Source organism: Myxococcota bacterium (assembly GCA_039030075.1).
GTDB lineage: Bacteria > Myxococcota_A > UBA9160 > UBA9160 > SMWR01 > JAHEJV01.
This window is the reverse complement of the sequence record JBCCEW010000002.1, coordinates 297109-322410: the sequence shown is the minus strand read 5'-3', so window position 1 is coordinate 322410 and position 25302 is coordinate 297109. Positions and strand designations below refer to the sequence as shown.

Genomic DNA, 25302 nt, shown 5'->3' with positions numbered 1-25302 from the left:
CACGCTCGAACGGGCGCACGCCGCTATGCTCCGGCGCCGCGGGCCCGGTGGGCCGACCCAGGAGGTGACATGAGCTCGGTAGCGGACGCAGCCCAGAATGCGGGAGGACCGGCGGCCGGCGTCCGCTGGGACCTCGCCGATCTCTACGCCGCGGTCGACGATCCGCGCATCGAAGCCGATCTCGAAACCGCGCTCGGGGCCGCCCGCGGCTTCGCCGAACGCTACCGCGGACGCGTCGCGCAGCTCTCGGCCGCCGAACTCGTGGAGGCGCTCGACGCCCTCGAGCAGCTGCAAGAGCCCGTCGCCCGTGCCGGCGCCTTCGCCGGGCTCGCGTTCGCCGGAGACACGACGACCCCCGCCCACGGCGCACTGCTCCAGCACGTGCAGGAGCGCGGCACCGAGATCCAGAACGAGCTGCTCTTCTTCCAGCTCGAGTGGTTGGCCGCCGACGCCGATCTCGTGGCCGAGCGCCTTGCCGACCCGGCGCTGGCCGCCCGTCGCCACCACCTCGCATCGCTGCGGCGCTACAGCGACTACGTGCTGAGCGAACCCGAAGAGCGGGTCCTCGGAGAGGCCTCGAACACCGGGAGCCAGGCATTCTCGCGGCTCTTCGACGAGATCCTCGCCGATCTCCAGTTCGAGGTGGAGATAGACGGCGAGACCCGACAGCTCTCGGAAGAGGAGACCCTCTCGCTGCTCTACGACCCGAAGCGGGCGACGCGACGCGCCGCCGCCGCGGGGCTCACGAGCGGTCTGCGCGACAACGCGCGCGTCCTCGGTTTCATCTTCAACACCCTCGTCCAGGACAAGGCCCAGGACGACCGGCGACGCGGCTATCCGGACGCCATGTCCGCACGGAACCTGTCGAACGAAGCCGCGCCCGAGAGCGTGCACGCCCTGCTCGACGCCTGCGTCGGCCGCTACGACCTGGTGGCCCGCTACTACCAACTCAAGGCGAAGCTGCTGGGGCTCGACACGCTGGCGGACTACGACCGCTACGCGCCACTCGCCGAAGCGTCCTCCGAGCGAAGCTTCGAGGATGCGCGAGCGCTGGTGCTCGACGCCTACCGCGATTTCTCACCGGCGATGGCCGATACCGCCGAGCGCTTCTTCACCGAGTCCTGGATCGACGCCGAGCTGCGGCCCGGAAAACGCGGCGGCGCCTTCTCGGCGTCGACGGTGCCTTCGGTCCACCCCTACGTGCTGCTCAACTACACGGGCAACCTGCGCGACGTGATGACGCTGGCCCACGAACTCGGACACGGCGTCCACCAGAGCCTGGCCGCACGCCAGGGACTCTTCGAGCAGGACACGCCGCTGACCACCGCGGAGACCGCCAGCGTCTTCGGCGAGATGCTCGTGTTCCGCCGCCTGATGCGCGAAGAGAACGACCCCGACGTCCGGCTGGCGCTGCTGTGCGGCAAGCTCGAGGACGCCTTCGCCACCGTGTTCCGCCAGGTCGCGATGACGCGCTTCGAGCAGGCACTCCACGCGGCGCGCCGCGAAGAAGGTGAGCTCGCCCTCGAGCGCATCAACGCGCTGTGGATGGAAGCCAACCGTCCGATGTTCGGAGATTCGGTCGAGCTCTCGGACGACTACGCGTGGTGGTGGCTCTACATCCCCCACTTCGTGCACTCGCCGTTCTATTGCTACGCGTACGCTTTCGGCGAGCTGCTGGTCCTGGCGCTCCTCCGGCGCTACGACGAGGAAGGCGCCGGCTTCGTGCCGCGCTACGAAGCCCTGCTCGCTGCCGGCGGATCGGACACGCCGGAAGCGCTGCTCGCGCAGATGAACCTCGACATCGCCGACCCGTCGTTCTGGAACGGCGGCCTCACCCTCCTCGAAGAACTCCTCGAGGAGGCCGAGGCACTGGCCGCCCAGCGCTAGCCCAAAGGGCTAGTGGTACGGATAGAACTGGAAGCGCAGGCCCGTCTGAATGAAGTGGGTCGTGAGCTCCGGCGACACCTTCGCGCGCACGCCGAGCACGCGATCGCTGTAGTCGGGTTCGAAGTGGGTCAGTCGGTACTCGGCGAACACGCCGATGCGATGATCGAGCAGGAACGAGAGTCCACCGCGCACGTCGAGTCCGAGATCGGCGTCGAGGTCCTTGAAGTTCGACCCCGGGTACGGGATCTCGAGGTGGGACACGACCAGCGACGGGCCGACGGCGGCGTAGGGTTGGATTTGTCCCATCGGAAAGGCGTCGCTGCGCAAGAGCGGCACGCGTCCCATCAACAGGAATGACGCGGGCACGACGTAGAGCTCGGCGGGCCCGAAGCGATCCTGGCCATCGGGCCGAAACCCGGAGACGTCGATGGCCGCCCCGAGGAAGGGCAGCCGCCCTTCGCCCCAGACGCCCATGCGCGCTCCGAAGACCGGGGAGTCTCGGAACTCGAGCCGGGCGCGCGGGAGGAACCCGGGGAGCTGCAGGGTCTCGCGGTCGTCCTGGGTGAACGCACCGCCGGCGTAGAGGTCGAAGAAGCCCTCGGCCGCGGTCGGACCGCTGGCGATGAGGACACACACGAGGGCGAGTGAAGCGGAGGTCGTACGCATCGATGGCGTCTCCTTCGAAGGTCCCGGGCCCCTCCAGGCCGGGACGATCCGCAGCCCGTCCTCATCGCGGATCGGGGATTCGACGCCAGACTGGGCCGGATCTTCGCCAGCGACCGCCGAATTCCGCGCTTCCGAATTGACGAAAAGCGAAAACAAGACGAAAATCGACGTCCCGTGTCCCCCCATCCCCAGGCGTGCGATTACGTCGAACTCCGCTGCCGCAGCGCCTTCTCGTTCCTGGAGGCGGCCTCCAACCCCGAAGACCTTGCCCTCGCGGCGGCCGACCAGGGGCACGAAGCCCTCGCGCTCGGCGATCGGGACGGGCTCTACGGCATCCCACGCTTCCACCAGGCCGCCTGCGAAGCCGGGGTGCGCGCGATCGTCGGCGCGGAGCTGCGCGTGGCGTCCCTGCCACCCTCCGAGGCCGCGCATCCCCGCGACCTGACCACCCTCCCCTCCACGGCGCTGCGCTTCCTCGTCGAGTCGCCGCGCGGCTACCGGAACCTCTCCCAACTGATCACCGCGGCGCACGCCCGCGGTGAGAAGGGTTTCGCGCTCGCGAGCTGGGACGAGTGCGAGGAGTTCGCTGCGGACCTGTGCGTGCTCGTGCGCGGCGACGCGGAGCTCGCAGGGGCTCCGCTCGATCGCGTGCGAGCCCTCTTCCCCGGGCGCACCTGGGTCGACGTCTCCCGACACGGTTGTCGCGAACAAGAGCGCACGAACCGCCGAGCCACCGACCTCGCCGCCACGCTCGGTGTCCCGATCGTCGCCACCGGCGACGTTCGCCACGCCACGCCGGCGGGCCGCTGGCTGACCGACGCCCTCACCTGTCTGCGTTGGAAGACGCGCCTCGACCAGGCCGGTCGCAAGCTCGCGCCCAATGCCGAGCAGCATCTCCACACCCGCGAGGCGATGGTGGAGCGCTTCGCCGATCGCCCCGAGTGGGTCCGCGCCTCCCGCGACATCGCCGAGCGCTGTGAGTTCGGCCTCGCCAACCTCGGCTATCGGTTTCCCGAGTTCCCGATCCCGCCCGGCGAAACCCAGAGTTCGTTCCTGCGGATCCTCACCGAGTACGGGGCCCGCGAACGCTATGGCCACCCGCTCCCCGAGCGCGCCCGGCGCCAGATCGAACACGAGCTGGCGATCATCGAGCGACTCGACCTCGCGGGCTACTTCCTGATCGTGCACGACATCGCGCGCTTCGCGCGAGAAGCGCCGATGCTCGCCCAGGGACGCGGCTCGGCGGCCAACAGCGCCGTGTGTTACGCGCTGGGCATCACCGCCGTCGACCCGGTCGCGATGGGCCTGCTCTTCGAGCGTTTCCTGTCGGAGGAGCGCGGCGAATGGCCCGACATCGACATCGACCTGCCCTCGGGCGACCAGCGCGAGAAGGTCATCCAGTACGTCTTCGACAAGTACGGCAGCCACGGCGCGGCGATGACGGCAGTGGTGATCACCTACCGCACACGCATGGCGGTGCGCGAGATGGGCAAGGTGCTGGGGCTGGGGGACGATGCGATCGACCGTCTCTCGAAGCTGCTCTCGAGCGTCGAGCACCCGGACGACCCCCAGACCGCCGAGGGGGCCCTGCGCGCAGCGGGTGTCGACCCGGAGTCCCCGCGCATCGCGCTGCTCCTCGAGCTCGTGGGTCAGGTGCGCGGCCTGCCGCGCCATCTGGGACAGCACTCGGGGGGTATCGTGATCGCCGCGGGGCGCCTCGATGCCGTCGTGCCGATCGAACCCGCGCGCATGGTCGACCGCCGCGTCGTCCAGTGGGACAAGGAGGACTGCGCCGACCTCGGCATCATCAAGATCGACCTGCTCGGCCTCGGCATGCTCCAGGCCCTGGAGGACAGTCTGGTCCAGCTCGAATGCCATCAAGGCATTCACGTCGACCTCGCGAAGCTGCCTCCGGACGATCCCGCCACCTACGCCATGATCCAGCGCGCCGACACCGTCGGCACCTTCCAGATCGAGAGCCGCGCCCAGATGGCCACGCTGCCGCGCATGAAGCCGGAGCGCTTCTACGACCTCGTGGTGGAGGTGGCGATCATTCGCCCTGGCCCGATCACCGGCAAGATGGTCCACCCCTATCTCAACCGACGCGCGGGCCGTGAGCCGGTGGTCTACGCCCATCCGTCGCTCGAGCCGATCCTCGAACGCACCCTGGGCGTCCCGCTCTTCCAGGAACAGCTCTTGCGGATCGCCATGGTCGCGGCGGGCTTCAGCGGCGGAGAAGCGGAAGAGCTACGGCGCGCGATGGGCTTCAAGCGCTCGGTCGAGAAGATGGAACGCATCGAGGCCCGGCTGATCGCGGGCATGACCGAGCGCGGCTTCGACGAAGCCGCACGGGAAGAGATCATCCGCGGCATCACGTCGTTCGCGCTCTACGGATTCCCCGAGTCCCATGCGGCTTCCTTCGCGCTGATCGCCTACGCGTCGTCCTACCTCAAGTGTCACCACCCGGCGGCGTTCCTGGCCGGGTTGCTCAACGCGCAGCCGATGGGCTTCTACTCGGCGGCCACCCTGGTGAAGGACGCCCAACGGCACGGCGTGACGGTGTTGCCGCTCGACGTGGCCCATTCCCGCTGGCTGGCCCGCGTCGACCCGGGCCCCGAGACCGCCGAACGGGTGCGACTCGGCTTGCGCAGCGTCTCGGGCTTGCAGGAGGCCACGGCCGAGCGGCTGGAGACCACCCGGGCCGCGCGTCCCTTCGCGAGCCTCGCCGACTTCTCGGCGCGGGTGGAGCCCAGCCGCGCCGAACTCGCGACGCTGGCGGAGCTCGGTGCCCTGGCGAGCATCGACCCCCGCTCCCCGACCCGTCGCTCGGCCCTCTGGCAGGTCTCGGGGTTGGCGCGCGAGCCGCTGCTGGCGCGCATCGATCCCGCCCCGAGTGACTCTCCCCTGCCCGACATGAGCCCCCTCGAAGAGACCCTGGCCGACTACGCCCGCAGCGGCATCACGACCGGCGATCACCTGCTCGCCCATTTGCGTCCCGAGCTCGACCGGCGCGGGGTCGTGCGGGCCGACGCTCTACGCGAGATCCCCGACGGTCGCTTCGTGCGGACCGCGGGCCACGCCATCGTGCGCCAGCGCCCGGGCACGGCGAAGGGCTTCTGCTTCCTCACCCTCGAGGACGAGACGGGCACCTCGAACGCCGTGCTCACACCCCGCTACTTCGAGCGCTTCCGCAGCGCTCTCCATTCCGCTGCCGTGGTCGAGATCGCGGGACCGATCCAGAACGTCGAGGGGGTGATCCACGTGCAGGTCCGCGAATTGCGCCCGCTGATTCCGCGCGAAGGCCTGCCCGCCTCCCACGACTATCGCTAGCGCAACTTCCGGCTCTCGCGTCGCAGCTCCTTCGGAAAGCGGGGCGCGAAGTGGCGCCGGGGCACCGGCGCGAGACGCGCCTCGAGCGCCTCGGAGACCCGATCGTCGGCGAGGCAGGTGCGCCCCTCGGCGCTCTCGACACAGCAGTACCAGGCGCCATCGCGCTTCACCGAGGCGAGCCCCAGCGCGCGCTGGCAGCGTCGGCAAGAACCACTCGAAGGAACCCGATCGGTCACCACTTTCCCCCCACACCCCGGGCCGGGATGGTGCCTCGGCCTTCGGCGGGCGCCCAGTTTCGCTTGAGCCGCTCGCCCCGCGGCCCCGGATCAGGGCGGCCGAGCCCAGCCGTCAACCGGCGTTTGAGGTAAATTGGGCGGCCGGGCCCACCCGCGACGCGGGCGGGCCTTCGTCCCATGAAAGGCCTCGCGCCTGGAAAGCCCCCGACATGTCTCATCAAACCGACGACCTGCGCATCCAAGAGCTGCGCCCCCTGCTGCCCCCCGCGATCCTGATGGAGGAGCTCCCCGCGAGCGAGGAGATCTCCGCCCTCGTCTGGCGCAGCCGCGCCGAAATCGGCCACGTGCTCTCCGGCGAGAGTGATCGCCTGATGGTCGTCGTGGGTCCCTGCTCGGTCCACGACCCGGAGGCCGCCCTCGAGTACGCCCAGAAGCTGGCGACCGTCCAGAGCGCGTTCAAGGACGAGCTCTTGTTGGTGATGCGGGTCTATTTCGAGAAGCCGCGCACCACGATCGGCTGGAAGGGCCTGATCAACGACCCGACCCTCGACGGCAGCTTCGCCATCAACGAGGGCCTGCGTCGCGCCCGGCGCTTCCTGCTCGACGTCCTCGGTCTCGGGCTGCCCACCGGCACCGAGTTCCTCGACCCGATCACGCCGCAGTTCATCGCAGACCTGATCTCCTGGGGAGCGATCGGCGCCCGCACCTCCGAGAGCCAGGTGCACCGCGAGCTCTCGTCCGGCCTGTCGATGCCCGTCGGATTCAAGAACGGCACCGGCGGCGGCGTGCAGGTGGCGATCGACGCGATCCGCTCGGCCCAGAACCCGCACCACTTCCTGTCGGTCACGAAGCAGGGCAGCGCCGCCATCGTCGCGACGAAGGGCAACCCGGAGGGTCACATCATCCTGCGCGGCGGCAGCACGGGTACGAATTTCGCGGCGGACGACGTCGCTCAGGTGGTCGCCGCCCTCGAAGGCGCCGGCCTGCCCGGCAAGGTGATGGTCGATTGCAGCCACGCGAACAGCGGCAAGGACCACACGAAGCAGCCCGCCGTGGTCAGCGACGTCGCGGGTCAGCTCGCCGACGGCGGCCAGTCGATCGTGGGTGTCATGCTCGAGAGCTTCCTCGTCGACGGCAACCAGAACCACGAGAAGGCCGACGGCCCGCTCGTCTACGGCCAGAGCATCACCGACAAGTGCATGAGCTGGGAGCGCACCGAGCCGCTCTTCACCGAGCTCGCCGAAGCCGTCCGGAAGCGACGGGGCTAGGCGCGTTGGCGAAGGTCCCCACCCAGCTGGTCTCCGGGTTCCTCGGAACCGGCAAGACGACGGCAATTCGGGCGCAGCTCGATGCGCGCCGCGACGAGAACGTCGCCGTGATCGTGAACGACTTCGGCGAGGCCAGCCTGGACGAGGCCACCCTCGCCGAGGGCGAGCCCTTCCGGATCACCAACATCCCGGGCGGCTGCGTGTGCTGCACCGCGCCCGAGGGATTCGTCGACGCGCTCGGCGCCGTACTCGAGGGGAACCCGGATCGCCTCGTGATCGAGCCCACCGGACTCGCTCGCCCCCAGGATCTGATCGACACGGTGCGGCGCTGTGAACACGCCGATCGCCTGGAGCTGTTGCCCGTCGTGGTCCTGGTCGATCCCGAGGCCTGGGACCGCGCCGAGCGCGAAGGCGACGACGAGAGTCGGAAGCTCCTGCGCGAGCAGATCCAGGCCGCCGACATCCTCGTCGCGAACCGCTGCGATCTCGCCAGCGACGAGGCGCGCGCGCGCTTCCGCGACCACGCCGAAGGCCTCTGGCCCGCACCGCTCGCGCTCCTCGAGACCGAGCACGGACAGCTCGAACCCGCACAGCTCGAGTGGCCGACCGGTGAGGGCAGCCGCGCCCCCGCCCAGGTACGCGCGCACGACCACGACCATCACCACCACGACCACGACCACGACCACGACCACGACCACGACCACGGGGACTCCACCGCGGGCCACGCCGCGCGCTCCTGGCAGTGGGGGCCGGACACCGTGTTCTCGGGTGGGCGGCTGCGCGACGCGCTCTCCGAGCTCGCCAAGGGCGCAGCGCCGATCGCGCGCTTCAAGGGCATCTTCCGCACCGAAGAAGGGACCAGCCGCCTCGAGATCGCCGGGGGCGTCCTTCACGACCGCCTCACTTCGTACCGCCGCGACAGCCGGGCCGACGCGATCGTCGAGGGCGACGCTGCGGGCCTCGATCGGGTGGCGCAGCTCCTGGCGGGTGCGCTGCTCCGCGAAGACGAACGGCGCGTCGATCCGAACCGAATCGAATGGGTGCTTCCCGATGGCCGCGTGCAGAGCATCGATCGGTCCCGCCTCGAAGCGCTGCCCGACGGCATCGACGACGTCGCCCCCCTGTTCCCGAAGCGCGCGGGCAGCGCCGCGCGCGTGCGCGCACTCTTCGACGCGCTCGAGCTTCCGCGGGAAGGTCAGGCCGTCGTCGTGGCCGGTGATGGCTTCGCCAGCGAGCCAGTCCCGACGGCCGTCCTGCTCGAAGGCGTGCTGCTCCACAGCCTGGAAGGCGACCCTCTGCCGACGAAGCAAGGGGGTCCGTTCCGGCTGTTGATCCCGGAGAGTGCGTCGGACGAGCCCGTGTCCTGCGCCAACGTGAAAGGCGTGGCGAAGGTGGTCCTCCGCGCCGACTGAATCAGTTGGTGGCGCTGCTCGCCTCGGCGCGCGGCGCGCGCATCGAGATCGCGGTCTGCACCAGGGCGACGGCCAGACCGCTCGCGAAGAGCGCGACCAGCACGCCGAAGGCGACGAGCGCGGCGGTGCTGCCTTCTTGCTGAGCGCGCAGGGTCAGGCTCACGAACAGCGAGAGCAGTGCGACGTACATGCCGCACGTGCCCAGCCATTCCACGATCACCCGGCGCGGGCTCGGTGCCGCGAACGAAGCGATCAGCCAGCCCAGCAGCAGCAGGGCGAGCCCCCCATATCCCACCATCGCAATCGGCGAAGTCAGCAACGTCGTTCGGTCTCCTGGCGTCCGGGCGCGCTCGGGCGGCCCGACTACTCCTCGAAGCTCCGCACGTGCTCGGTGACACGCGCGCAGAGTTGGTCCGGCGTGAAGCCGAAGAACTGAGCCAGATCGGCGTAGGGCGCCGAGGCCCCGAAGCGATCGATCCCGTACACGAGTCCGTTGGTACCCACGAGCCCCTGGAGGCTCTGGCCGCGTCCCGCTTCGACCGCCACCACCGGGGTGCCGTCGCGCGGGATCAGCGTCTGCCGCCACTCGGCGGGCTGCTGCTCGAAGAGCTCGAGGCACGGCAGCGACACGACCCGGGCCGGGATGTTGTCGGCGTGGAGCTTCTCCGCGGCGTCGCAGGCCAGGGACACTTCGGACCCGGTCGCGACCAGCACGACTTTCGGGTCGGCCACTGCGCGCACGACGTAGGCCCCGCGCTCGACGTCCTCCAGCTGGAAGCCCGCCGGCCGCGGGAGAGGCGGCAGCTTCTGGCGCGTCAGGGCGAGCAGGCCCGGACCCTTCCGGTGGCGAGCGATCCAGGCGTAGGCCGCCGCCGTCTCGATGCCGTCGGCCGGGCGGAACACGGGCAGGTTCGGCATCGCGCGCAGCGCGTCCAATTGCTCGATCGGCTGGTGGGTCGGACCGTCTTCGCCCAGGTAGATGCTGTCGTGGGTGAACACGAACATCGTCGGCAGCCCCATCAGCGCAGCCAGCCGCAGCGACGGACGCAGGTAGTCGCTGAAGATCAGGAAGGTGCCGCAGTAGGGCCGCAGCGTGCCGTCGAGGGCGATGCCGTTGGACACCGCACCCATCGCATGCTCGCGCACGCCGAAGTGGATGTTCGTGCCGGCGTAGAAATCGCTCCCGTCGTCGGTGACGCCGATCGTGCCCTGCCCCTTCAGGATGGGCGGCGCGTTCGACCCGGCGAGGTCCGCGGAGCCTCCGATGAGATAGGGAGCGGCTTCCGACAGCCGCGTCAGTGCGTCCTTGCCGTGGTTGCGCGTCGCGTCGGCGACGTCGTCCCGCCCTTCGGCCAGCTTCGCGTCGAGATCGGCCGGGATCGCTCCAGCGCGCGCCGCTTCCCAGGCCTTCGCCGCGTCGGGCTGGGCCTCGCGCCAGCGGGACAGCCCGGCCTCGCGCTCGGCACGCGCAGCGCGCTTCGCCGCCGCGCGCTCCTGGAAATAGGCGCGGACGTCATCGGGAACGTAGAGCTCCTGATCGGTCGGCCAGCCCGCCGACTCCTTCGCCTGCAGCACGTTGTCGGGACCGAGCGGACTGCCGTGGGCTTTCGACTGACCGGCGAACACGCTGCCGCGACCGATCACGGTGCGCAACGAGATCATGGAGGGCCGATCGGTCTCCTCTCGGGCGGCCGCGAGCGCCGCGTCGAGTCCGTCGACGTCTTCACCGTCGAGCTCCTGGACGTGCCAGCCCTGGGCTTCGAAGCGGCCGCGGACGTTCTCGGAGAACGAGAGATCGGTCCCGCCGTCGATGGTGATCTGGTTGTCGTCGTAGAGGTAGATCAGGTTGCCGAGCTTCCAGTGCCCGGCCAGGGAACCGGCCTCGGCGGAGATGCCCTCCATCAAGTCGCCATCGCCGACGATCCCGTAGACGAAGTGCTGCCCCGGCCCGTCATTGCCGGCGGCGAAGCGCGCGCGGGTGGCGCGCGCGGCGAGTGCCATGCCGACGCCGTGGGCGAAGCCCTGACCGAGGGGGCCGGTGGTCACCTCGACGCCGGCGGCCTCGCCGTACTCGGGGTGGCCCGCGGTCTTCGAACCCAGCGTGCGGAACGCAGCCAGGTCGTCGTGGGTCAGACCCACCTCGTAGAGGTGGAGCAAGGCGTAGAGGAGCATCGACGCGTGGCCGTTCGACAGGATGAAGCGGTCGCGCAGCGGCCACTCGGCGTCGTCGGGGTCGAAGCGCAGATGCGCGTCCCAGAGCTGAAACGCCGGTCGAGCGAGTCCCATCGGCGCGCCCGGGTGTCCGGAGTTCGCGCGCTGAACGGCGTCGACGGCAAGGAAGCGAATCGTGTTCTCGATTCGCTCCCGCAGCGTGGGATCGAGGGGGGTCATTCGGAGGCTCCGGAGGAGACTGGTGGGGGGCGGGCGGAGCGCCGCCAAGGGGGGTGGCCGAAGGTTACAACCGTTGGCCGAGAACGGGAAGCGCTTCGCGAAGACACCGGCAGCCGATCCGCAACTGCGTTCGAATCCTCTCGCGGTCGAGGCGAGAATCGGCTCGGCGTGTGGGCCCGCGGCGGCAGGGGCCTCCGCTAGCATCCGGCTTCGCACCGCCGGGTCCCCGAATGGGAGAACTGCGTTTGGAACGAGTCCGTGCCATCTCGGAACCCTTCGAGGGGTTCTCCACTCGACGCTTCGTCGTGTGGGCACTCCTGTATTGGGCGCTCGTCGCCACGGGCTGCGGACCTGCCGAGGGCGAAACGCCGAAGCCCCTGCCGCCCCTCCCCGCCGAGCTCCTGGACTCCGAGCGCAACACGATCGAGGTCTTCCGTCGCGTCGCGCCCTCGGTGGTGTTCGTCTCCAACGCCACCACGCCGCGTGGCGCGTTCCGCTTCAGCGCCGACGAGCTGCCCCAGGGCGCGGGGTCCGGGTTCGTCTGGGACGACCAGGGGCACATCGTCACCAACTATCACGTCGTGCACGGGGGCAATCGCTTCACCGTGACGATGGCCGACGGCACCACCTACGAAGCGGATCTGGTGGGCATCGCTCCACGGAAGGACCTCGCGGTGCTGCGGATCGAGCCCGACGCCGCGCTGCGGCCCGTCCTGGTGGGCGACTCGCAGCAGCTCGTCGTCGGTCAGAAAGTGCTCGCGATCGGCAACCCGTTCGGACTCGACTCCACCCTCACGACGGGCGTGATCAGTGCCCTCGGACGCGAGATCGAGTCGATCGCCGGCACCCGCATCGAGGACGTCATCCAGACCGACGCGTCGATCAACCCGGGGAACTCGGGGGGACCGCTCCTCGATTCGGGCGGCCGTGTGATCGGTGTGACCACCGCGATCTACAGCACCAGCGGCAGCAGTGCGGGGATCGGCTTTGCCGTGCCCGCGGCGACCGTGGCTCGACTGGTGCCGGAGCTGATCGAACACGGGCGCGTGAAGTGGGCCGGGCTCGGCGTCCGCGTCATGCCGGACCACATCGCTGCGCAATGGGGGGTGATCGGTGTGGTCGTGCGCGACGTGCTGCCCGGGTCGGCGGCCGAAGATGCGGGCATGCGCTCGATCGACGTCGACCGGCTCGGCAACGTCCGCGCACTCGACGTGATCACTCACGTCGCCGGACGTCCCGTGGTGCGCGTGGTCGACCTGATCGATGTGCTCGATGACTTCGAGCCCGGCGACAGCGTGAAGGTGCGCTTCGATCGCGATGGTCGCAGCCGGGAGGTGGAGATCGCCCTCGGCGAGCTCCAGAACTGAGACGGGCGGAGCCCGAAGGCCCCGCCCGCACGCGCGGTCCGCGCTCGTTCAGCGATTGATGCGCTGTCCCTTGCGATCGAGACGACGGTCGATCCGGTCGCCCCGGCGATCGAGCTTCGCGTCGACGCGATCTCCGCGACGGTCCAGGCGCTGATCGATGCGGTCGCCCTTCCGATCGAGGCGGGCGTCGATGCGTTCGCCCTTGCGGTCGAGCCGATCGGCCAGGCGATCCTTGCCCGCGGCAGCAGCGCGATCCGAGCGCCGGTCGAGCTTCGCGTCGATCCGATCGCCCTTGCGGTCGAGCCGGCGGTCGATCCGGTCTCCCTTGCGGTCGAGGCGCTGGTCGACGCGGTCCCCCTTGCGGTCGAGGCGGTGGTCGATGCGGTCGCCCTTGCGGTCGAGATGTCGTTCGATGCGATCCCCAGCGTCGGACTCGGCGGCCACCGGGGCCGCTGCGGCCAGCAGTCCGAACACGGCTGCGGTCAGGATGAGATGGCGGGTCATGATGAAACTCCTCTCGGCCCCGGGGTGGGGCGTCGAAGGGTTCAACCCGCCAGGGCCCGCAAGGTTGCGCGAGAGCCCGCTTCGGTCGAAAACCCGCGACCGAACGAGCACTTCCGAGCGTGCCTGCACACGGCGGTCGCGTCGTCCACGACCTCTTGCTTGGTGACCCCGATCACCGAAACGACCGTCTCGAGGGCAGAGGCTGATCCCGTGGCTGCCTCCCCCGACCCCCATCGCCCGCGGCGCTCGCGTTGGAATCTCCAGCGAAGCTGGTTCAGCGCACCGCGCACCAGCCCGGCTCGACGCGCCGAGCGCAACGCCGAGACGATCCTCCAGCTCTTCCTCGAAGCGAGCCTGCCCAGTTTCGAAGGTGACCGCCGCGCGGCCGCCCTGTTCGCGTTGGGAGCACTCGAGACGGCGGCGGATCGAGAGGGGGTACGATCGTCGTCGCGCCGGCGGCTGGCCCTGCGGCTCCTCGAGCGGCTCGCCGGCCCCCAGGACGTCCACGGGCGCTGGCGGCGTGCGCTTGCCGACTTCGAACGCACGCCCGCTGCCTGGAACCTGCGTGCGCAGGGCGCCTGCGCCCTCGAAGACTGGCTGTGCGGCACGCCCCCCCAGTCGGTGCGACACCCGGCCCCACCTCGGTCCCGCGGCTCTCATTCCCTGACGCCGATCGGTCGATAAGCCTGGGGCCCTCGGAGAGTCGGATCGCGACTCTCCATCGACCGAGGCCCGACCTTGCGGCAGGACGACCGAGACCAACCGGCGAGCCGAGCCCGCGACGCGCTGCGCGGCCTGGGGCGCGCGAGCGCCCGAGGTTGGGAGCACCTGTTGCGTGCGAAAGATCAGCTCGCGGAAGCGGTAGGCACGACCGCCGAGCGCGTGCGCCATTCCTCTACGGTGGAACGGCTCGAAGGCTCGCTGGAACTGCGGCGGGTCCTGAAGCAGGCCGAGGATGCCCAGAGCCATGGCGACTTTCCCCGCGCGTTCCTCCTGTTGCAGGCGGAGGTCGAGCGCTCGGGCGACGACTCGAAGCTCGCGACGGCTTTCTGGCAGGCGGCAGTGGCCCACGGCCAACCACAAGCCGCGGCTACGACGCTCCTGCGTGCGATCCGCAACCTGTGCTCCCAGGGCGCCCTCGAAGAGGCCGCCACCTGGTGGGCCGACCTCTCCCAGGTCGTTCCCGACGCGCGCGCCGACGCCGGCTCGCTGCTGCGCATGCTCCCCGCGCTCGAAGCCCGCGACCCCGCACTCGCGAAGCGCGCCCTGCGCCACGCCACCGATGACAAAGCCGTGGGCCTGACGCCCGGCCTGGCGATGCGCGCAGCCGACGCGGCGCACGAGACCTACCCGCAACTGGCGCTTCGCGCCGCCCGCGTCGCGCTCGCCGCACCCGACCTCGACGAGTCCAAGCGAAACCGCCTGGTGTCGCTCGTCGCCGAACTCGAGCGCGCGAGCCGCACGCCGAGCGCGGAGGCGCAGACGCCCGAGGCCCCCGAGCCTTCAGGGGACGAGACGCTGCAAGACGAGACGCCGGCCGAAGACGCCACCGAAGCGTCGGCGATTCCCGACCTCGACGAGTTCACCGAACTCGTGATCGACGAGACCCTCGAGAGCCCCGCGCTAAAGGCGCGCTTCGCCGGCATCAAGGTGATGGAGGCGGTCCCGAGCGGTCTCGAAGAGCAGGCCCTGGCCATGCGCGTCGCAGGCGACCGCTCGGCCCACCTTCCCTACGAGAAGATCCAGGCGATCGCCTCGGCCGAGATCGTCGGCGACACGCCGCCCGGGTTCCTGGTCGTCGACCTCGCCCTCAACTGGCACGACGAGGAGGCCACCGCGCTGCGTGTGGTGCGCCTGCGTCTGCTCGAGAGCGAGCTCTCCCCGCTCCTCGAGGAGGGCCGGGAAGACCGACCGCTGCGCACCTTCGTGGCGCGGCTCCTCGAACGCAGTGGGGCCCAGGCCCTACCGGACGCCGAGAGCGCGCAAGCCGAGCCGCTGCGCGTCTACGACGACCTGTTCAGCTACGAGCGCGAGGTGCTGCGGGTCGGCGACTAGCGGGTCTGGATCCGCGGGCGGTCCTCGTCGCGACCGAAGTTCTGGGCGAGCGCGAAGTCGACGACCCGGCACAGGAACTGGTCGACGTCGGGCAACGGAACGCCCTCCTTCGCCAGCAACTCGAGCTCACGCCGGTTGTCGAAGACGGTGGAGATCCGTAGGTACGGGACGTACTCGCGGAAGCGCTCGAACCCCCGTCGGCGCGCGCCCGTCGCGAACAGGCGATAGCCGAGGGAGAGCGCACCCCACCCGAGGCGTCCGACCCCACGTGCGGGCGGATCGGGCAGGACTTCGCCGCGACGGGCGATCCCGGCGAGTGTTTCGCGCAGCAACCGCTCGACGGTGATGGCCTCGTTTCCGGCGGTCAGATGAAAGCAGCGCCCCAGCGTGTCGTCGCGACGGGCCAACACACGGATCGCGCGAGCGACGAAGTCGACGGGCACGCAGTCGAGGCGCTGGGCGCCCGCCCAGGGCAGGTAGCGGACGTGTCCGCCCGCCACCATCCGCATCGGGAAGTAGATGGTGCTCCAACCGGTGGTGCGACCTCTGCGACTGTCCCCGATGATGATCGACGGCCGATAGATGCTGACCGGGAGCGTCGCGTGCGTGCGAAGCGCGCGCTCCGCCCGGGCCTTCGTGCGCTCGTAGCTGTTGCGAAACGTGTGGTCGTCGGCCGGGAGGTCGTCGGCAATGGCGTCGCCGTTCGTCATGCCCGCCACGTAGGCCGTGCTGACGTGGTGCAGCCGCCGGAAGGAACCATGGGCGCGGCAGGACTCCGCCAACTCCACGATCGACCGCAGCCCGACGACGTTCACCCGCTCGGCTTCGTCGAGGGGCAGGTCGAAGCGCGTGGTGGCCGCGCAATGAAAGATCTCCCGAACCTCGCGGACGACGCCGGCGCGTTGGGCGTCGGACCAGCCGAGGCCGGGTGCCTCGATGTCGCCCCAGACCCAGTCGACCCGCGCGCGTTCTTCGGGGCGCGGAGGGCGCCCCAGGGCACGGTCGAGGGCCTCGGCACCGCGCAGCTGGGCGGCGTCAGCGCTCTCCGCTCGAATCAGACACGCGATGCGCCGGCGATCGTGCTCCAGCAGTTCCCGAAGCAGTTCGCCACCGAGGAACCCCGTGGCTCCCGTCAGGAAAACCTCCGCCACCGTCCACCCCCCTTCGGCACGGTTCGGATCTCACGGGTCGTATACACGCTCGCGGGGGCGGATGCGACCCAGGCCCGTCAGCGCCGCTTCCAGCGCCGCAGCACGGACTGGGCCGCCCAATAGCCGCACTGGCCGTGGACGCCGCCTCCCGGCGGTGTCGCTGCGGAGCACAGGAACAAGCGCTCGTTCGGCGTCGCGTATGGATCCCAACGGGTGACGGGTCGATTGAAGAGCTGGAGTGCGTCGGCTACGCCGCCGGTCACCGCGCCCCCGATGTAGTTCGCGTTGTAGGCTTCGAAATCCGCTGGCCCCATGGTGTGACGCGCCAGGATCCGATCCCGGAAGCCGGGTGCGAAGCGCTCGACCTGCGCTTCGATCACCTCGGTGCGGTCGACCGTCGACCCGGCAGGCACGTGGCAATAGGCGTAGCCCGTATGCTGGCCCTCCGGTGCACGGCTCGCATCGCACTCACTCTGCTGACAAAGAATGAGATAGGGACGGTCGCTGTGGCGCCCGGCGTACATGTCGCGTTCGGACGCGCAGATCTCCTCGAGGGTGCCACCCACGTGCACCGTGGAGGCGCGCCGGCAGGCCTCGTCCTTCCAGGGGATCGGCCCGTCGAGCGCCCAGTCCACCTTGAACGACCCCGGGCCGTAGCGGTAGCGACCGAGCCGCTTGCGATAGCCATCGGGCAATGCGTTGCCCGCGATCGCCGACAGGGCGGCGGGCGACGTGTCGAAGAGGATGGCGCGGGTCGGCGGCAGATCGTGGAGGGCCTCCACGCGGTGATTCGTCTCGATCGTGCCGCCGAGGCTCTCGAAGTACGACGCAAGGGCCTGGGAGATTTGCTGCGAGCCTCCCTCGGCGACCGGCCAGTCCTCGACGTGGCCGGTCACGGCGAACAACACGCCGAGGGCCGCGGTGAGGGGCTGGGTCAGGGGCAAGACCGAGTGGCCGGCGCAGCCCGCGAAGAGCGCGCGTGCTCGCTCCTCCCGGAAGCAGAGGCGCGCCAGGCGATTCGCCGAGAATCCGGCGCGAAGGCCGAAGTGCAGGAAGCTGACCGGGTCGTCGGGAAACCGCAGTGGCCCCATCGCGTCCGCCAGCAGCGCGTGGGGGCGCCGGAGAAGCGGCGCGATCAGGCGTCGATACGCGGAAGCGTCGCCGCCGAGCCCGGCCGCGGTTTCCTCGAGAGAGCGCACCAACAGGACCGCGGGTCCGTCGTCGAGGGGATGCGCCACCGAGGCACTCGGCGTCTTCCAGCGCAGGCCGTGGGCTTCCAGGGGCAGCTCCCGGAAGAACGGCGACAAGATGCCCATCGGATGCACCGCCGAGCACACGTCGTGGACGAAACCGGGCAGCGTGAGCGCGCGGGTCCGCGTACCGCCGCCGATCGTGTCGCTCGATTCCAGCACGCGTACGGACGCCCCCGTTTGCGCGAGAGCGATGGCGGCCGCCAAGCCGTTCGGGCCGGAGCCCACCACGATGGCGTCGAGCTCGGGAGGGCTCACGCCGTTCCCTGGATTCGAGAAGCCGCGATGACGGCGGGCAGCGGCGGAGCGAGAGCGGTCACGGAGTCTCCTGGAGGGACCGGGCCGAGCGACCCGGTCCGCAACACTAGGGATCGCACGGCCGCACGCGCCAGGCTGGCTTCAGAGCGCCCGCAGCTCGCGCAGTGCCTCGGCGAGGCGGCCGATGCCCTCGCGGATCGCGGCTTCGTCGAGGGCGGCGTAGCCGAGGATGATGCCGGCGCGCGTGGGTCGTTGGGTGTAGAAGGGCGTCACCGGGTGGATGCCCACGTCGCGACGCGCCGCCAACTCGCGCAGGGTGCGCAGGTCTCCGGGCTTCACCCGGTCGAGCCAGGCGACCAGATGCAGGCCCGAGTTCTCGCCGACCACCTCGACGTCGCTTCCGATCTCGTCCGTGAGCGCTTCGAGGAGCGCGGCCCGGCGTGCCGCGTTGCGGACCCGCGCCCGGCGCAGGTGACGTTCGAAGAACCCCTGGTCGATGAAGTCGGCGAGCACACGCTGTTCGAGGTGCGCCGTCCCGGTGTCCGCGAACGCCTTCGCCGCGAAGAACGCCGGGCGCAGCGCCTCGGGGAGCACGAGGTATGCGATGCGCAGACTCGGGAACATCACCTTCGACGTCGTGCCGACGTAGAGCACCCGCCCCCGGCGGTCGAGGGCGCGCAACGATTCGAGGGGCCGGCCGTCGTAGCGGAACTCCCCGTCGTAGTCGTCCTCGAGGACCACGGCGTCCACGCGTTCGGCCCAATCGAGCAGGGCCAGACGTCGCCCGAGCGGCATCACCCCGCCGAGGGGAAACTGGTGCGAAGGGGTCACGCAGGCGAGACGCGCAGACGTGTCGGCGATGTCGTCGACGACGATGCCCTCGGCATCGACGCGGGCAGGGACGACCTCAGCGCCATTCATCGCGAGCGCGTTGCGAATCCCGGGGTAACCGGGCTCCTCGACGATCGCGCGGTCGCCGGGATCGAGCAGCACCCGCGCCGTGAGGTCGATCGCCTGCTGGGTCCCGTACACCACCAACACCGAGGCGGCGTCGCAGACCACACCGCGCGTGCGCGCGAGGTAGCCGGCCAGGGCTTCGCGCAGCTCGGGGGCACCGCCGGGTTCGCTGTAGGAGAGATGGCGCTCGCTGGCGCGGCGAGCGCGGCGCGCCAACAGCCGACACCAGGTCGCGTGGGGAAAGTCGTCGAAAGCGGGCTCGCCATAGCGAAAGTCGTAGCGGGGCGTCGGTCGACGGCGGCCCCAGCCGAGCCGGTTGCCGAAGAGCGCCGCCCCGCGTTCGCCGAACACCGAGAGCCGCGGCGCCGCCTGGTCGTCGTTCGGCCGCTCGCTCTGGGCGGGCGGCGGTGCGTCCGGGAGCTCGGACGCCACGAAGGTGCCCGCGCCGCGGCGGGGCACCGCGTACCCCTCGGCCACCAGCTGCTCGTAGGCCTGGAGCACGGTGTTGCGCGCCACCTGGAGCTCCTCGGCCAGCGTGCGACTCGACGGCAGCTGCGCGCCCGCGGCGAGCTGGCCGTCGAGGATGGCCTGGCGCAGCGCCCGATACGTCTGCCGATAGAGCGCCCCGTTTCCGTCCAGGGACAGCCACATGGGGTCCTCCTTCCTTCCTCGCGGCCGCTCCGGGCCCGTCGATTGGACCTATAAATCTAGTCGATTTTGGATCTTTCGTGGATCCGCACCAGGCGGGAGATTCTCGGAGTTCCATCCACCGGAGGTTCTCGACATGCGTCTCTACTCGGGCCCGCTCAGCCTGTTTACCGCCAAGGTCCGGATCGCTCTCGCGGAAAAAGGCTGCGAATACGAGCGCATCGAGGTCGGCTGGAGTGTGGCCGATCGCTACCTGCCCCATCACCCGGACGTCGCCGCCCACAACCCGAAGGCGGAAGTGCCGGTCCTCGTGGATGGCGACCTGGTGCTCTACGACTCGACCGTGTTGCTCGAGTACCTCGAGGATCGCAATCCCCACCCTCCCCTCTATCCCGCCGACGCCGCCGAGCGCGCACGCTGCCGACAGCTCGAAGCCGCTGCAGACGAGATCCTGTTCCCGCCGCTGTGGGATCTGATCGAGGGCGTCTTCTACGCGACTGCGGACGGGGGCGGCGGCGGCGAACGGGTGTCCGCGGCGCTTGCCGCCTGGGAGGCCCACTACGCGCGGCTCGACAAAGCGCTCACCGCCGGGCCCTATCTGTGTGGGGACTACAGCGTCGCGGACATCGGAACGTTCGTGATGTGCAACGCGGCCGGCACGCTGGGGGCCAGCGCTCCCTCGGACCACGCGGCGTTCCACGCCTGGGACGCGCGGATGCGCGAGCGTCCCGCCGTCGCGCAGGAGGTCTCGGAGATGGGTGCCGCGGCCGCAGCGGCCCTGGGCTCCGTCCGCTCGCAGTAGCCGCGCGACGCGTCAGAAGAGCGAGAGTCCGGCCTTGGCGAAGCGCGCCTTCTGGAAGGTCGGGCAGGCCGAGTCTTCCGGGATCTCGTCCAGCGGCTCGCGGACGAGCGCGGGCGTGATGCCGAGACGCTCGGCCGCAGGGCGCAGCTTCTCGAGATCGAAACCGTAGAGCGCGGCCGCGTTCTCGCCGAGCATCTTCTGCACCTCGCGCGGACTCACGTCGGCGAAGGCCAGTCGCATGTTCTCGCGCGAGTACGGGTAGCAGCCCTCGTAGTGGGGATAGTCGTTCCCCCACAAGATGTGATCGACACCCACGATCTCGCGCCCTTCGATGTCCTCGGGCGAGGGGAAGCTCGCGCCGTAGTAGCAGTTGCGCTTCGCGTAGAAGCTGGGCGGCTCCGAGAGCAGGTACGACGACGACATGTCGATCTCCCCCATCATGCCGGCCTTCATGCCCATGTAGATCCCGTCCATCCGGCGCAGGAGTGGCGGAGCCCAGGCACAGCCCGACTCGGTGAGGATGTACCGGAGCCGCGGGTAGCGCTCGAAGACGCCGCTCCAGATGAGCTGGCAGAAACCGCGCTGCACGAAGAAGGGCATCTCGAGCACCCAGAGCGCGTCGCCGCCGGGCTCACCCGCGTAGTTCGGACACCCCTGACCCGAGTGCTGGTTGATCACGAGGTCGTGGTCCTGGATCGCCGCCCACAAACGCTCGTAGCTCGGTGACGTCAGCTGGGCGATGTGGGTGTCGTCGAGCGCCGGCAGCGGCAGCAGGATGCCGCCGCGCAGCCCGTGCTTCGCGATCCATTCGACGTCCTCGACCGCCTCGTCGACGTCGTTCAGGTGGATCAACCCGATACCGGCGCGGCGGTCGGGCTCCTCCGCGCAGAACTCGGCGAGCCAGCGGTTGTGGGCCCGCGTGCCCGCTCGCCAGCGCCGGTACTGGTCGGGTTTCGCCGGCGGTGCCACGTGGAAGGCCTTCTCGTAGAAGGGTGGAACCGTGTTGGGGAACAGCACTTCGGCGACGACGCCGTCGGATTCGAGGTCGCGCCGGCGCTCCTCCGAATCCCAGTTCTTGGTCTTCTTGCTGCCGAGGTGCTTCTTCGAGGGGTTCCGGTAGGCGCCCCGCCATTCGTCGAACTCGGCCCGCTCGGAAGGATCCAGGTACTCGCGGTAGGCGTCGATCGACGCGCCGGCGTGGGTGTCACCCGTGATGACGACATAGGGAGCTTCTGCGGACACGCGGCCTCCGGTCGCGCCGACGCCTTCCGCGGGGAAGCGACGCCGGCTCGCCGGGCAGCATGACACGCGCAGCGGAGGGACGCTGGGGGAGGTTGCTCCGGGTCTGGGGCGACTCGGCTAGGGCCAGATGTCGGCGCGTTCGTCGGGTTCGGACACGAGCTCGCGCGGATCGCCGAAGCCCAGCAGATCCCCCGGCTCGGTGGCAAAGCCGGGCGTCAGCCGAGCCGCGCCGGGAGCCGGTACGGCGGGTGCTGCCGCGGCGGGGGTGTCCGCGGGCACGGGCCGCGGCTTGCGCTTCGCCGCCGGGCGCGGCGGTTCGACAGACGGGTCGCCCAGACTCACGTCTCCCAGATATCGCGCCGCCGCCCATCCCTTCGCCGGGTGGAGGATCCGGGCCCAGCCATCGCGGCGTTGGGAATCCATCCGCACGGGTGTTCCCCGCACGAGCCCCATCACCTTCTTGTGGTCCGAACTCGGTCCCTCCCGCACCCAGAGCACGCTCGCCGTCACCCGCGCCGGTGTGCCCCCGGCGTCCCGCTTCGACTGCGGGGCGGGCGCCGGCTTCTGCGGCGCTGCGGCGGGCAGGTCCTCGGCCTCTTCGAGCTCCTTCACCGCGCTCTCGAGCGAAGCGATGCGGGCATCACGCGCCTCCAGCTCCTGCGCGTGCCGACGACGCGCCGCCACGAGCTGGAGTCCGAGACGCTCGACCTCGCCCGGGTCCGCCAGCTCGAGGAGAGGCGGAGGGGCTGCGACCGCGGGCAGGCGCGGCGCCGTTTCATCGGGCGCGGACGGAGCCAACTCCGGCACGCGCGGAGTCACACCCGACCCACCGAGCCAGGCCGCGACGCCCACGGCAGCGACTGCGATCAACCAGGGCACGGTGCTCGGATCGCGCGGTCGGCGCGCGGGCGGTCGCGCGACGGACTTCGACGCGCGCGGCGCCGCGGGCGTGTCCTCGGCGGAAAGGAAGAGCTCGGCCAGGGTCGCGGTGGCCTCGCTCACGCGCAGACGGCGCAGATGTCCGGCCAGCCCGTCGAGCCGCGCGGTCAGGGGAGCGCCGTAGCGGACCGCAAACGCGGCTTCGATCGCCTCGGCAGCGGCCGCGTCGGGCAGGTCGGCGGCCACGACGACGTGCTGGATCGAGACGCCCGCCCCGTCCGCATAGCGAAAGAAGTAGACGGGCTGCCCGTCCTCGAGCCGACGCGTTCCGACGTCGAGCCTCGCCGTCGTTCCCGGCGGGCCGGACGTCGCGCTCATCGGAAAGCCGCGTTCGAGTTCGCTGGCACAGTCGGGCGGCGCGTCCGAGACGAAGTGGGTCCCATCCGCGAACCGGGCCTGCACCCAGTTCAGCACGGGTGTGCGCGTGACCGGCTTCGGCAAGACCGGCATCAGTCCCCCTTTCCCACGAACGCGATGCGTGGCGGGTGGGTTGGCGGGGGGATGTCTTGTCAGTGCGTCAGGGTTGCAGCAACCCTTCGCGAATCGCGTAGCGGACCAGCCCCGACACCTTCCGAATGCCGAGCTTCTCCATCAGGTTCGCCCGATGGCTGTCGACGGTGCGCACCGACACGTGCAGCGCGGCCGCGATCTCCTTGCTCGACATGCCCTCGGCGATCAGCTGCAGGATCTCGAGCTCGCGGCTCGTCAGACTGCTGCCGTTGCCCTCGGTGGCCCCGCGGCCGACGGCGATGTCGACCAGATGACCCGTGACACTCGGCGAGAGGTAGGTCTGCCCCCGGCGCGTCGCTTCGATCGCCGTCAACAGGTCCTTCGCCGAGTCACTCTTGCAGAGGTAGCCGCACGCGCCGGACTGGAACGCTTCCTCGACCGGCTTGCGTCCGTTCCGCGTCGACAGGAACAGGAAGCGCGCGTGGCTGCCATTCCCCTTCGACCGTCGGGCGACTTCCGTGCCCGGCAGTCTGGGCAGCGTCGTCTCGATCACGACCAGGTCCGGCGTGACCTGCTCCAGAGCCGCCAGGGCTTCGTGTCCGTCGGAAGCCTCCCCCACGACCTCGCATCCCGCGTTGCTCTCGATCAGGGCTCGCACCGCGTCACGGAACATGACGTGGTGATCCGCGAGAAGAACTCGAGTACCCACGATGATTCACCTTAGGTTGTGATGCGCGCTCCAAGGAGTGCTGCATCGTTGTTAGTTCGGAGGGAGAAACGTAGGTTCGCGTGACAACGAACGGTATCGGTGGAAAGACGTCTTACGGGTCAGCCATCGTCCTAGAGGAAACACTCACGCAAGTTCTCTTGCGACCACGTAGCGAATGATCTCCGCATTCGTCGCGAGGCCGGTCTTCTCGCAGATGTTCGCGCGATGGGTACTCACCGTCTTGGGGCTGATGCCCAGTCGTCGGGCGATCACGCCCACGCTGTTCCCGCTCCCGAGCAACAGGAACACCTCGAACTCACGGGTCGAGAGGCGCTGATGGGCGACCGGGTCTTCGGAACCGCCGAGAACCCGGGCGGCGAGCTGCGCGCTGACCGCAGCGCTGACGACGCGCTGTCCCGCGGCCACCTTCGTCACGGCATCGAGGATCTCCTCGGGCGACTGTTCCTTCGAAACGAACCCGGCGGCTCCCGCGTCCATGCACGAGAGGGCGTAGTCCTCTTCGCTGCGACCGCTGAAGACGAGCACCTGGGTCGGCGACTTCTCCCGGCGCAAGACCTGCAGCATCTCGAAGATGCTCGGGCCAGGGAGCGAGATCCCCGTCAGGAGGACCTCCGGGGATTCCTTGCGGCAGAGATCGATGGCCGACTGGCGATCGACTGCAGTTCCCACGATCGCGAGGTCCGGGCGATCGCCCATGACGACCTCGAGACCTTTGCGGACGACGGGGTGGTGGTCAGCGACCGCGACCCGAATCGGCGTCATGAAACTCGCTTCCAGGCATAGGGCAACCTGCGCTGCGAGGGGGACCGGCCCAGACTAAACGGATCGTGCCGGCGGTGGAATGCAAGAAGCCTTGCGTCTCGCGGACTTGGCTCAGTGCCAGTGCGGTTCGGAACCATCGCCGAGCGCTCTCGCGAGCGCGCGGCGGGTGCCCGGACTCAGGCCGTGGAAGAGCACGCCGACCCCGCCCGGCGCTCTCCAGCTCGGGGCCTGCTCCCGCACCACCGTGGCGTCCAGGGAGCAGGCTTCGCCTGCGAGGTCGAGTTCGATGCGCAGGGGCGTACCGGGCGTCACCGGCCCCTGGGTCTCGAGAAAGGCACCGGCCATGCTGAGGTCGCGCAGCCACCAGCACAGCTGGCCGCCCGAACCGGGCGAAACCGGGTCGCTCGCATGCGAAACGCGGATCGGCTCCCGGATCGGTGCACGCGACGAACGCTCCACGACGGGCGCCGAACCCGACCGCAGCAGCGCAGCGGCGATCTCCATGGCATTCACGGGCTTTGCCAGACACGCATCGGCGCCGGCCTGGGCCGCGTGCCAGAGGTCCTCGGGCGTGATGCGCTCTCCCAACAGCACCACGCGCAGGTGGTCGCGACGGCGCCGCTTCATCCGGTGCGCCAACCCGAAGCCACACTCGTCGGGCAACTCGGTCGCGATCACCACCACCTCGATCTCGGGATGGCTCTCGAGCAGCGCCATCCCCTGCGCGGCCGTGCCGGCTTCGTGAACGACCGAAGACCCCCCACCGATCTGGCTGGCCAGGAGGCGTCGGAACCCGGGCGCAGGATCGACGAGCCCCACCTGGAGCGGCTCGGGAGCGTTGGAATCGTTCGGCATCGGGTCCTCCCGAGTCACCCCGGTGGCGCGCACCGGGGACGTTGGGTCTTCCAGCGGCAGACGCTGGGGGAGGCTCAAGACCCGACCGTCAGAAACCAGGTTTTCGCGGAGGCGATCGATCCGTATTTTTACGGTGATCGAT

General features: G+C 70.0%; 20 protein-coding genes and 1 pseudogene. 8 read left to right on the top strand and 13 right to left on the bottom strand.

The window, feature by feature from the left end; all coding sequences use genetic code 11:
• Positions 1-69 precede the first annotated feature (69 nt).
• Positions 70-1884: pseudogene (locus tag AAF430_03285) on the top strand (M3 family oligoendopeptidase).
• 12 nt (positions 1885-1896) lie between these two features.
• On the opposite strand, the gene AAF430_03280 reads toward AAF430_03285, so the two are convergent.
• Positions 1897-2553, bottom strand: a complete 657-nt coding sequence (locus AAF430_03280) for a hypothetical protein (GenBank protein ID MEM7409243.1) — start codon at positions 2551-2553, stop codon at positions 1897-1899.
• Positions 2554-2727: 174 nt separating this feature from the next.
• Between AAF430_03280 and AAF430_03275 the strand changes: the two genes are divergently transcribed.
• Positions 2728-5883: an error-prone DNA polymerase gene (locus AAF430_03275; protein ID MEM7409242.1), complete on the top strand. Its 3156-nt coding sequence runs from the start codon at positions 2728-2730 to the stop codon at positions 5881-5883.
• On the opposite strand, the gene AAF430_03270 is transcribed toward AAF430_03275, so the two are convergent.
• Positions 5880-6119 carry a hypothetical protein gene (locus AAF430_03270; GenBank protein ID MEM7409241.1) on the bottom strand — a complete coding sequence of 80 codons (240 nt, stop codon included), beginning with the start codon at positions 6117-6119 and terminating at the stop codon, positions 5880-5882. The genes AAF430_03275 and AAF430_03270 overlap by 4 nt on opposite strands.
• A gap of 209 nt (positions 6120-6328) precedes the next feature.
• Between AAF430_03270 and AAF430_03265 the strand changes: the two genes are divergently transcribed.
• A complete protein-coding gene (locus tag AAF430_03265; protein ID MEM7409240.1) occupies positions 6329-7387 on the top strand; it encodes a 3-deoxy-7-phosphoheptulonate synthase in 1059 nt (352 codons plus the stop codon).
• A gap of 5 nt (positions 7388-7392) precedes the next feature.
• A complete protein-coding gene (locus AAF430_03260) occupies positions 7393-8799 on the top strand; it encodes a GTP-binding protein (protein ID MEM7409239.1) in 1407 nt (468 codons plus the stop codon).
• Between the two features lies 1 nt (position 8800).
• Here the strand turns inward: AAF430_03260 and AAF430_03255 are convergent, their stop codons facing one another.
• Positions 8801-9118, bottom strand: coding sequence for a hypothetical protein (locus tag AAF430_03255; GenBank protein ID MEM7409238.1), 318 nt, complete (start codon positions 9116-9118; stop codon positions 8801-8803).
• 44 nt (positions 9119-9162) lie between these two features.
• Entirely contained in the window at positions 9163-11190 is a 2028-nt protein-coding gene (gene tkt, locus AAF430_03250; protein ID MEM7409237.1) for a transketolase, read from the bottom strand.
• Between the two features lie 245 nt (positions 11191-11435).
• On the opposite strand from tkt, the gene AAF430_03245 reads away from it, so the two are divergent.
• Positions 11436-12557 carry a trypsin-like peptidase domain-containing protein gene (locus AAF430_03245; protein MEM7409236.1) on the top strand — a complete coding sequence of 374 codons (1122 nt, stop codon included), beginning with the start codon at positions 11436-11438 and terminating at the stop codon, positions 12555-12557.
• A gap of 48 nt (positions 12558-12605) precedes the next feature.
• On the opposite strand, the gene AAF430_03240 is transcribed toward AAF430_03245, so the two are convergent.
• On the bottom strand, positions 12606-13061 hold the full coding sequence (locus AAF430_03240) for a hypothetical protein (GenBank protein ID MEM7409235.1): 456 nt from the start codon (positions 13059-13061) through the stop codon (positions 12606-12608).
• 210 nt (positions 13062-13271) lie between these two features.
• On the opposite strand from AAF430_03240, the gene AAF430_03235 reads away from it, so the two are divergent.
• Positions 13272-13745: a hypothetical protein gene (locus AAF430_03235; GenBank protein MEM7409234.1), complete on the top strand. Its 474-nt coding sequence runs from the start codon at positions 13272-13274 to the stop codon at positions 13743-13745.
• A 147-nt stretch (positions 13746-13892) separates the two neighbouring features.
• Positions 13893-15116 carry a hypothetical protein gene (locus AAF430_03230; GenBank protein ID MEM7409233.1) on the top strand — a complete coding sequence of 408 codons (1224 nt, stop codon included), beginning with the start codon at positions 13893-13895 and terminating at the stop codon, positions 15114-15116.
• Here AAF430_03230 and AAF430_03225 read toward each other — a convergent pair.
• From AAF430_03225 to AAF430_03215, 3 genes are all read right to left on the bottom strand, one after another.
• Positions 15113-16267 (bottom strand): SDR family oxidoreductase, encoded by a 1155-nt coding sequence (locus tag AAF430_03225; protein MEM7409232.1) that lies wholly within the window; start codon positions 16265-16267, stop codon positions 15113-15115. The genes AAF430_03230 and AAF430_03225 overlap by 4 nt on opposite strands.
• A 77-nt stretch (positions 16268-16344) precedes the next feature.
• Positions 16345-17775 carry an NAD(P)/FAD-dependent oxidoreductase gene (locus AAF430_03220; GenBank protein MEM7409231.1) on the bottom strand — a complete coding sequence of 477 codons (1431 nt, stop codon included), beginning with the start codon at positions 17773-17775 and terminating at the stop codon, positions 16345-16347.
• A 141-nt stretch (positions 17776-17916) separates the two neighbouring features.
• A complete protein-coding gene (locus AAF430_03215; GenBank protein ID MEM7409230.1) occupies positions 17917-19383 on the bottom strand; it encodes a PLP-dependent aminotransferase family protein in 1467 nt (488 codons plus the stop codon).
• A 133-nt stretch (positions 19384-19516) separates the two neighbouring features.
• Between AAF430_03215 and AAF430_03210 the strand changes: the two genes are divergently transcribed.
• Complete coding sequence (locus tag AAF430_03210; GenBank protein MEM7409229.1) at positions 19517-20182, top strand: glutathione S-transferase family protein; 666 nt, start codon at positions 19517-19519, stop codon at positions 20180-20182.
• A 12-nt stretch (positions 20183-20194) separates the two neighbouring features.
• On the opposite strand, the gene AAF430_03205 is transcribed toward AAF430_03210, so the two are convergent.
• From AAF430_03205 to AAF430_03185, 5 genes are all read right to left on the bottom strand, one after another.
• The gene (locus AAF430_03205; protein ID MEM7409228.1) at positions 20195-21424 is read right to left on the bottom strand and encodes an amidohydrolase family protein; all 1230 of its coding nucleotides are present in this window, start codon (positions 21422-21424) and stop codon (positions 20195-20197) included.
• A 117-nt stretch (positions 21425-21541) separates the two neighbouring features.
• Positions 21542-22813, bottom strand: coding sequence for an SH3 domain-containing protein (locus tag AAF430_03200; protein ID MEM7409227.1), 1272 nt, complete (start codon positions 22811-22813; stop codon positions 21542-21544).
• A 67-nt stretch (positions 22814-22880) separates the two neighbouring features.
• Complete coding sequence (locus AAF430_03195; protein MEM7409226.1) at positions 22881-23522, bottom strand: response regulator transcription factor; 642 nt, start codon at positions 23520-23522, stop codon at positions 22881-22883.
• Between the two features lie 144 nt (positions 23523-23666).
• Positions 23667-24305, bottom strand: coding sequence for a response regulator transcription factor (locus tag AAF430_03190; protein ID MEM7409225.1), 639 nt, complete (start codon positions 24303-24305; stop codon positions 23667-23669).
• 111 nt (positions 24306-24416) lie between these two features.
• A complete protein-coding gene (locus tag AAF430_03185; protein ID MEM7409224.1) occupies positions 24417-25160 on the bottom strand; it encodes a response regulator in 744 nt (247 codons plus the stop codon).
• Positions 25161-25302: the final 142 nt, after the last annotated feature.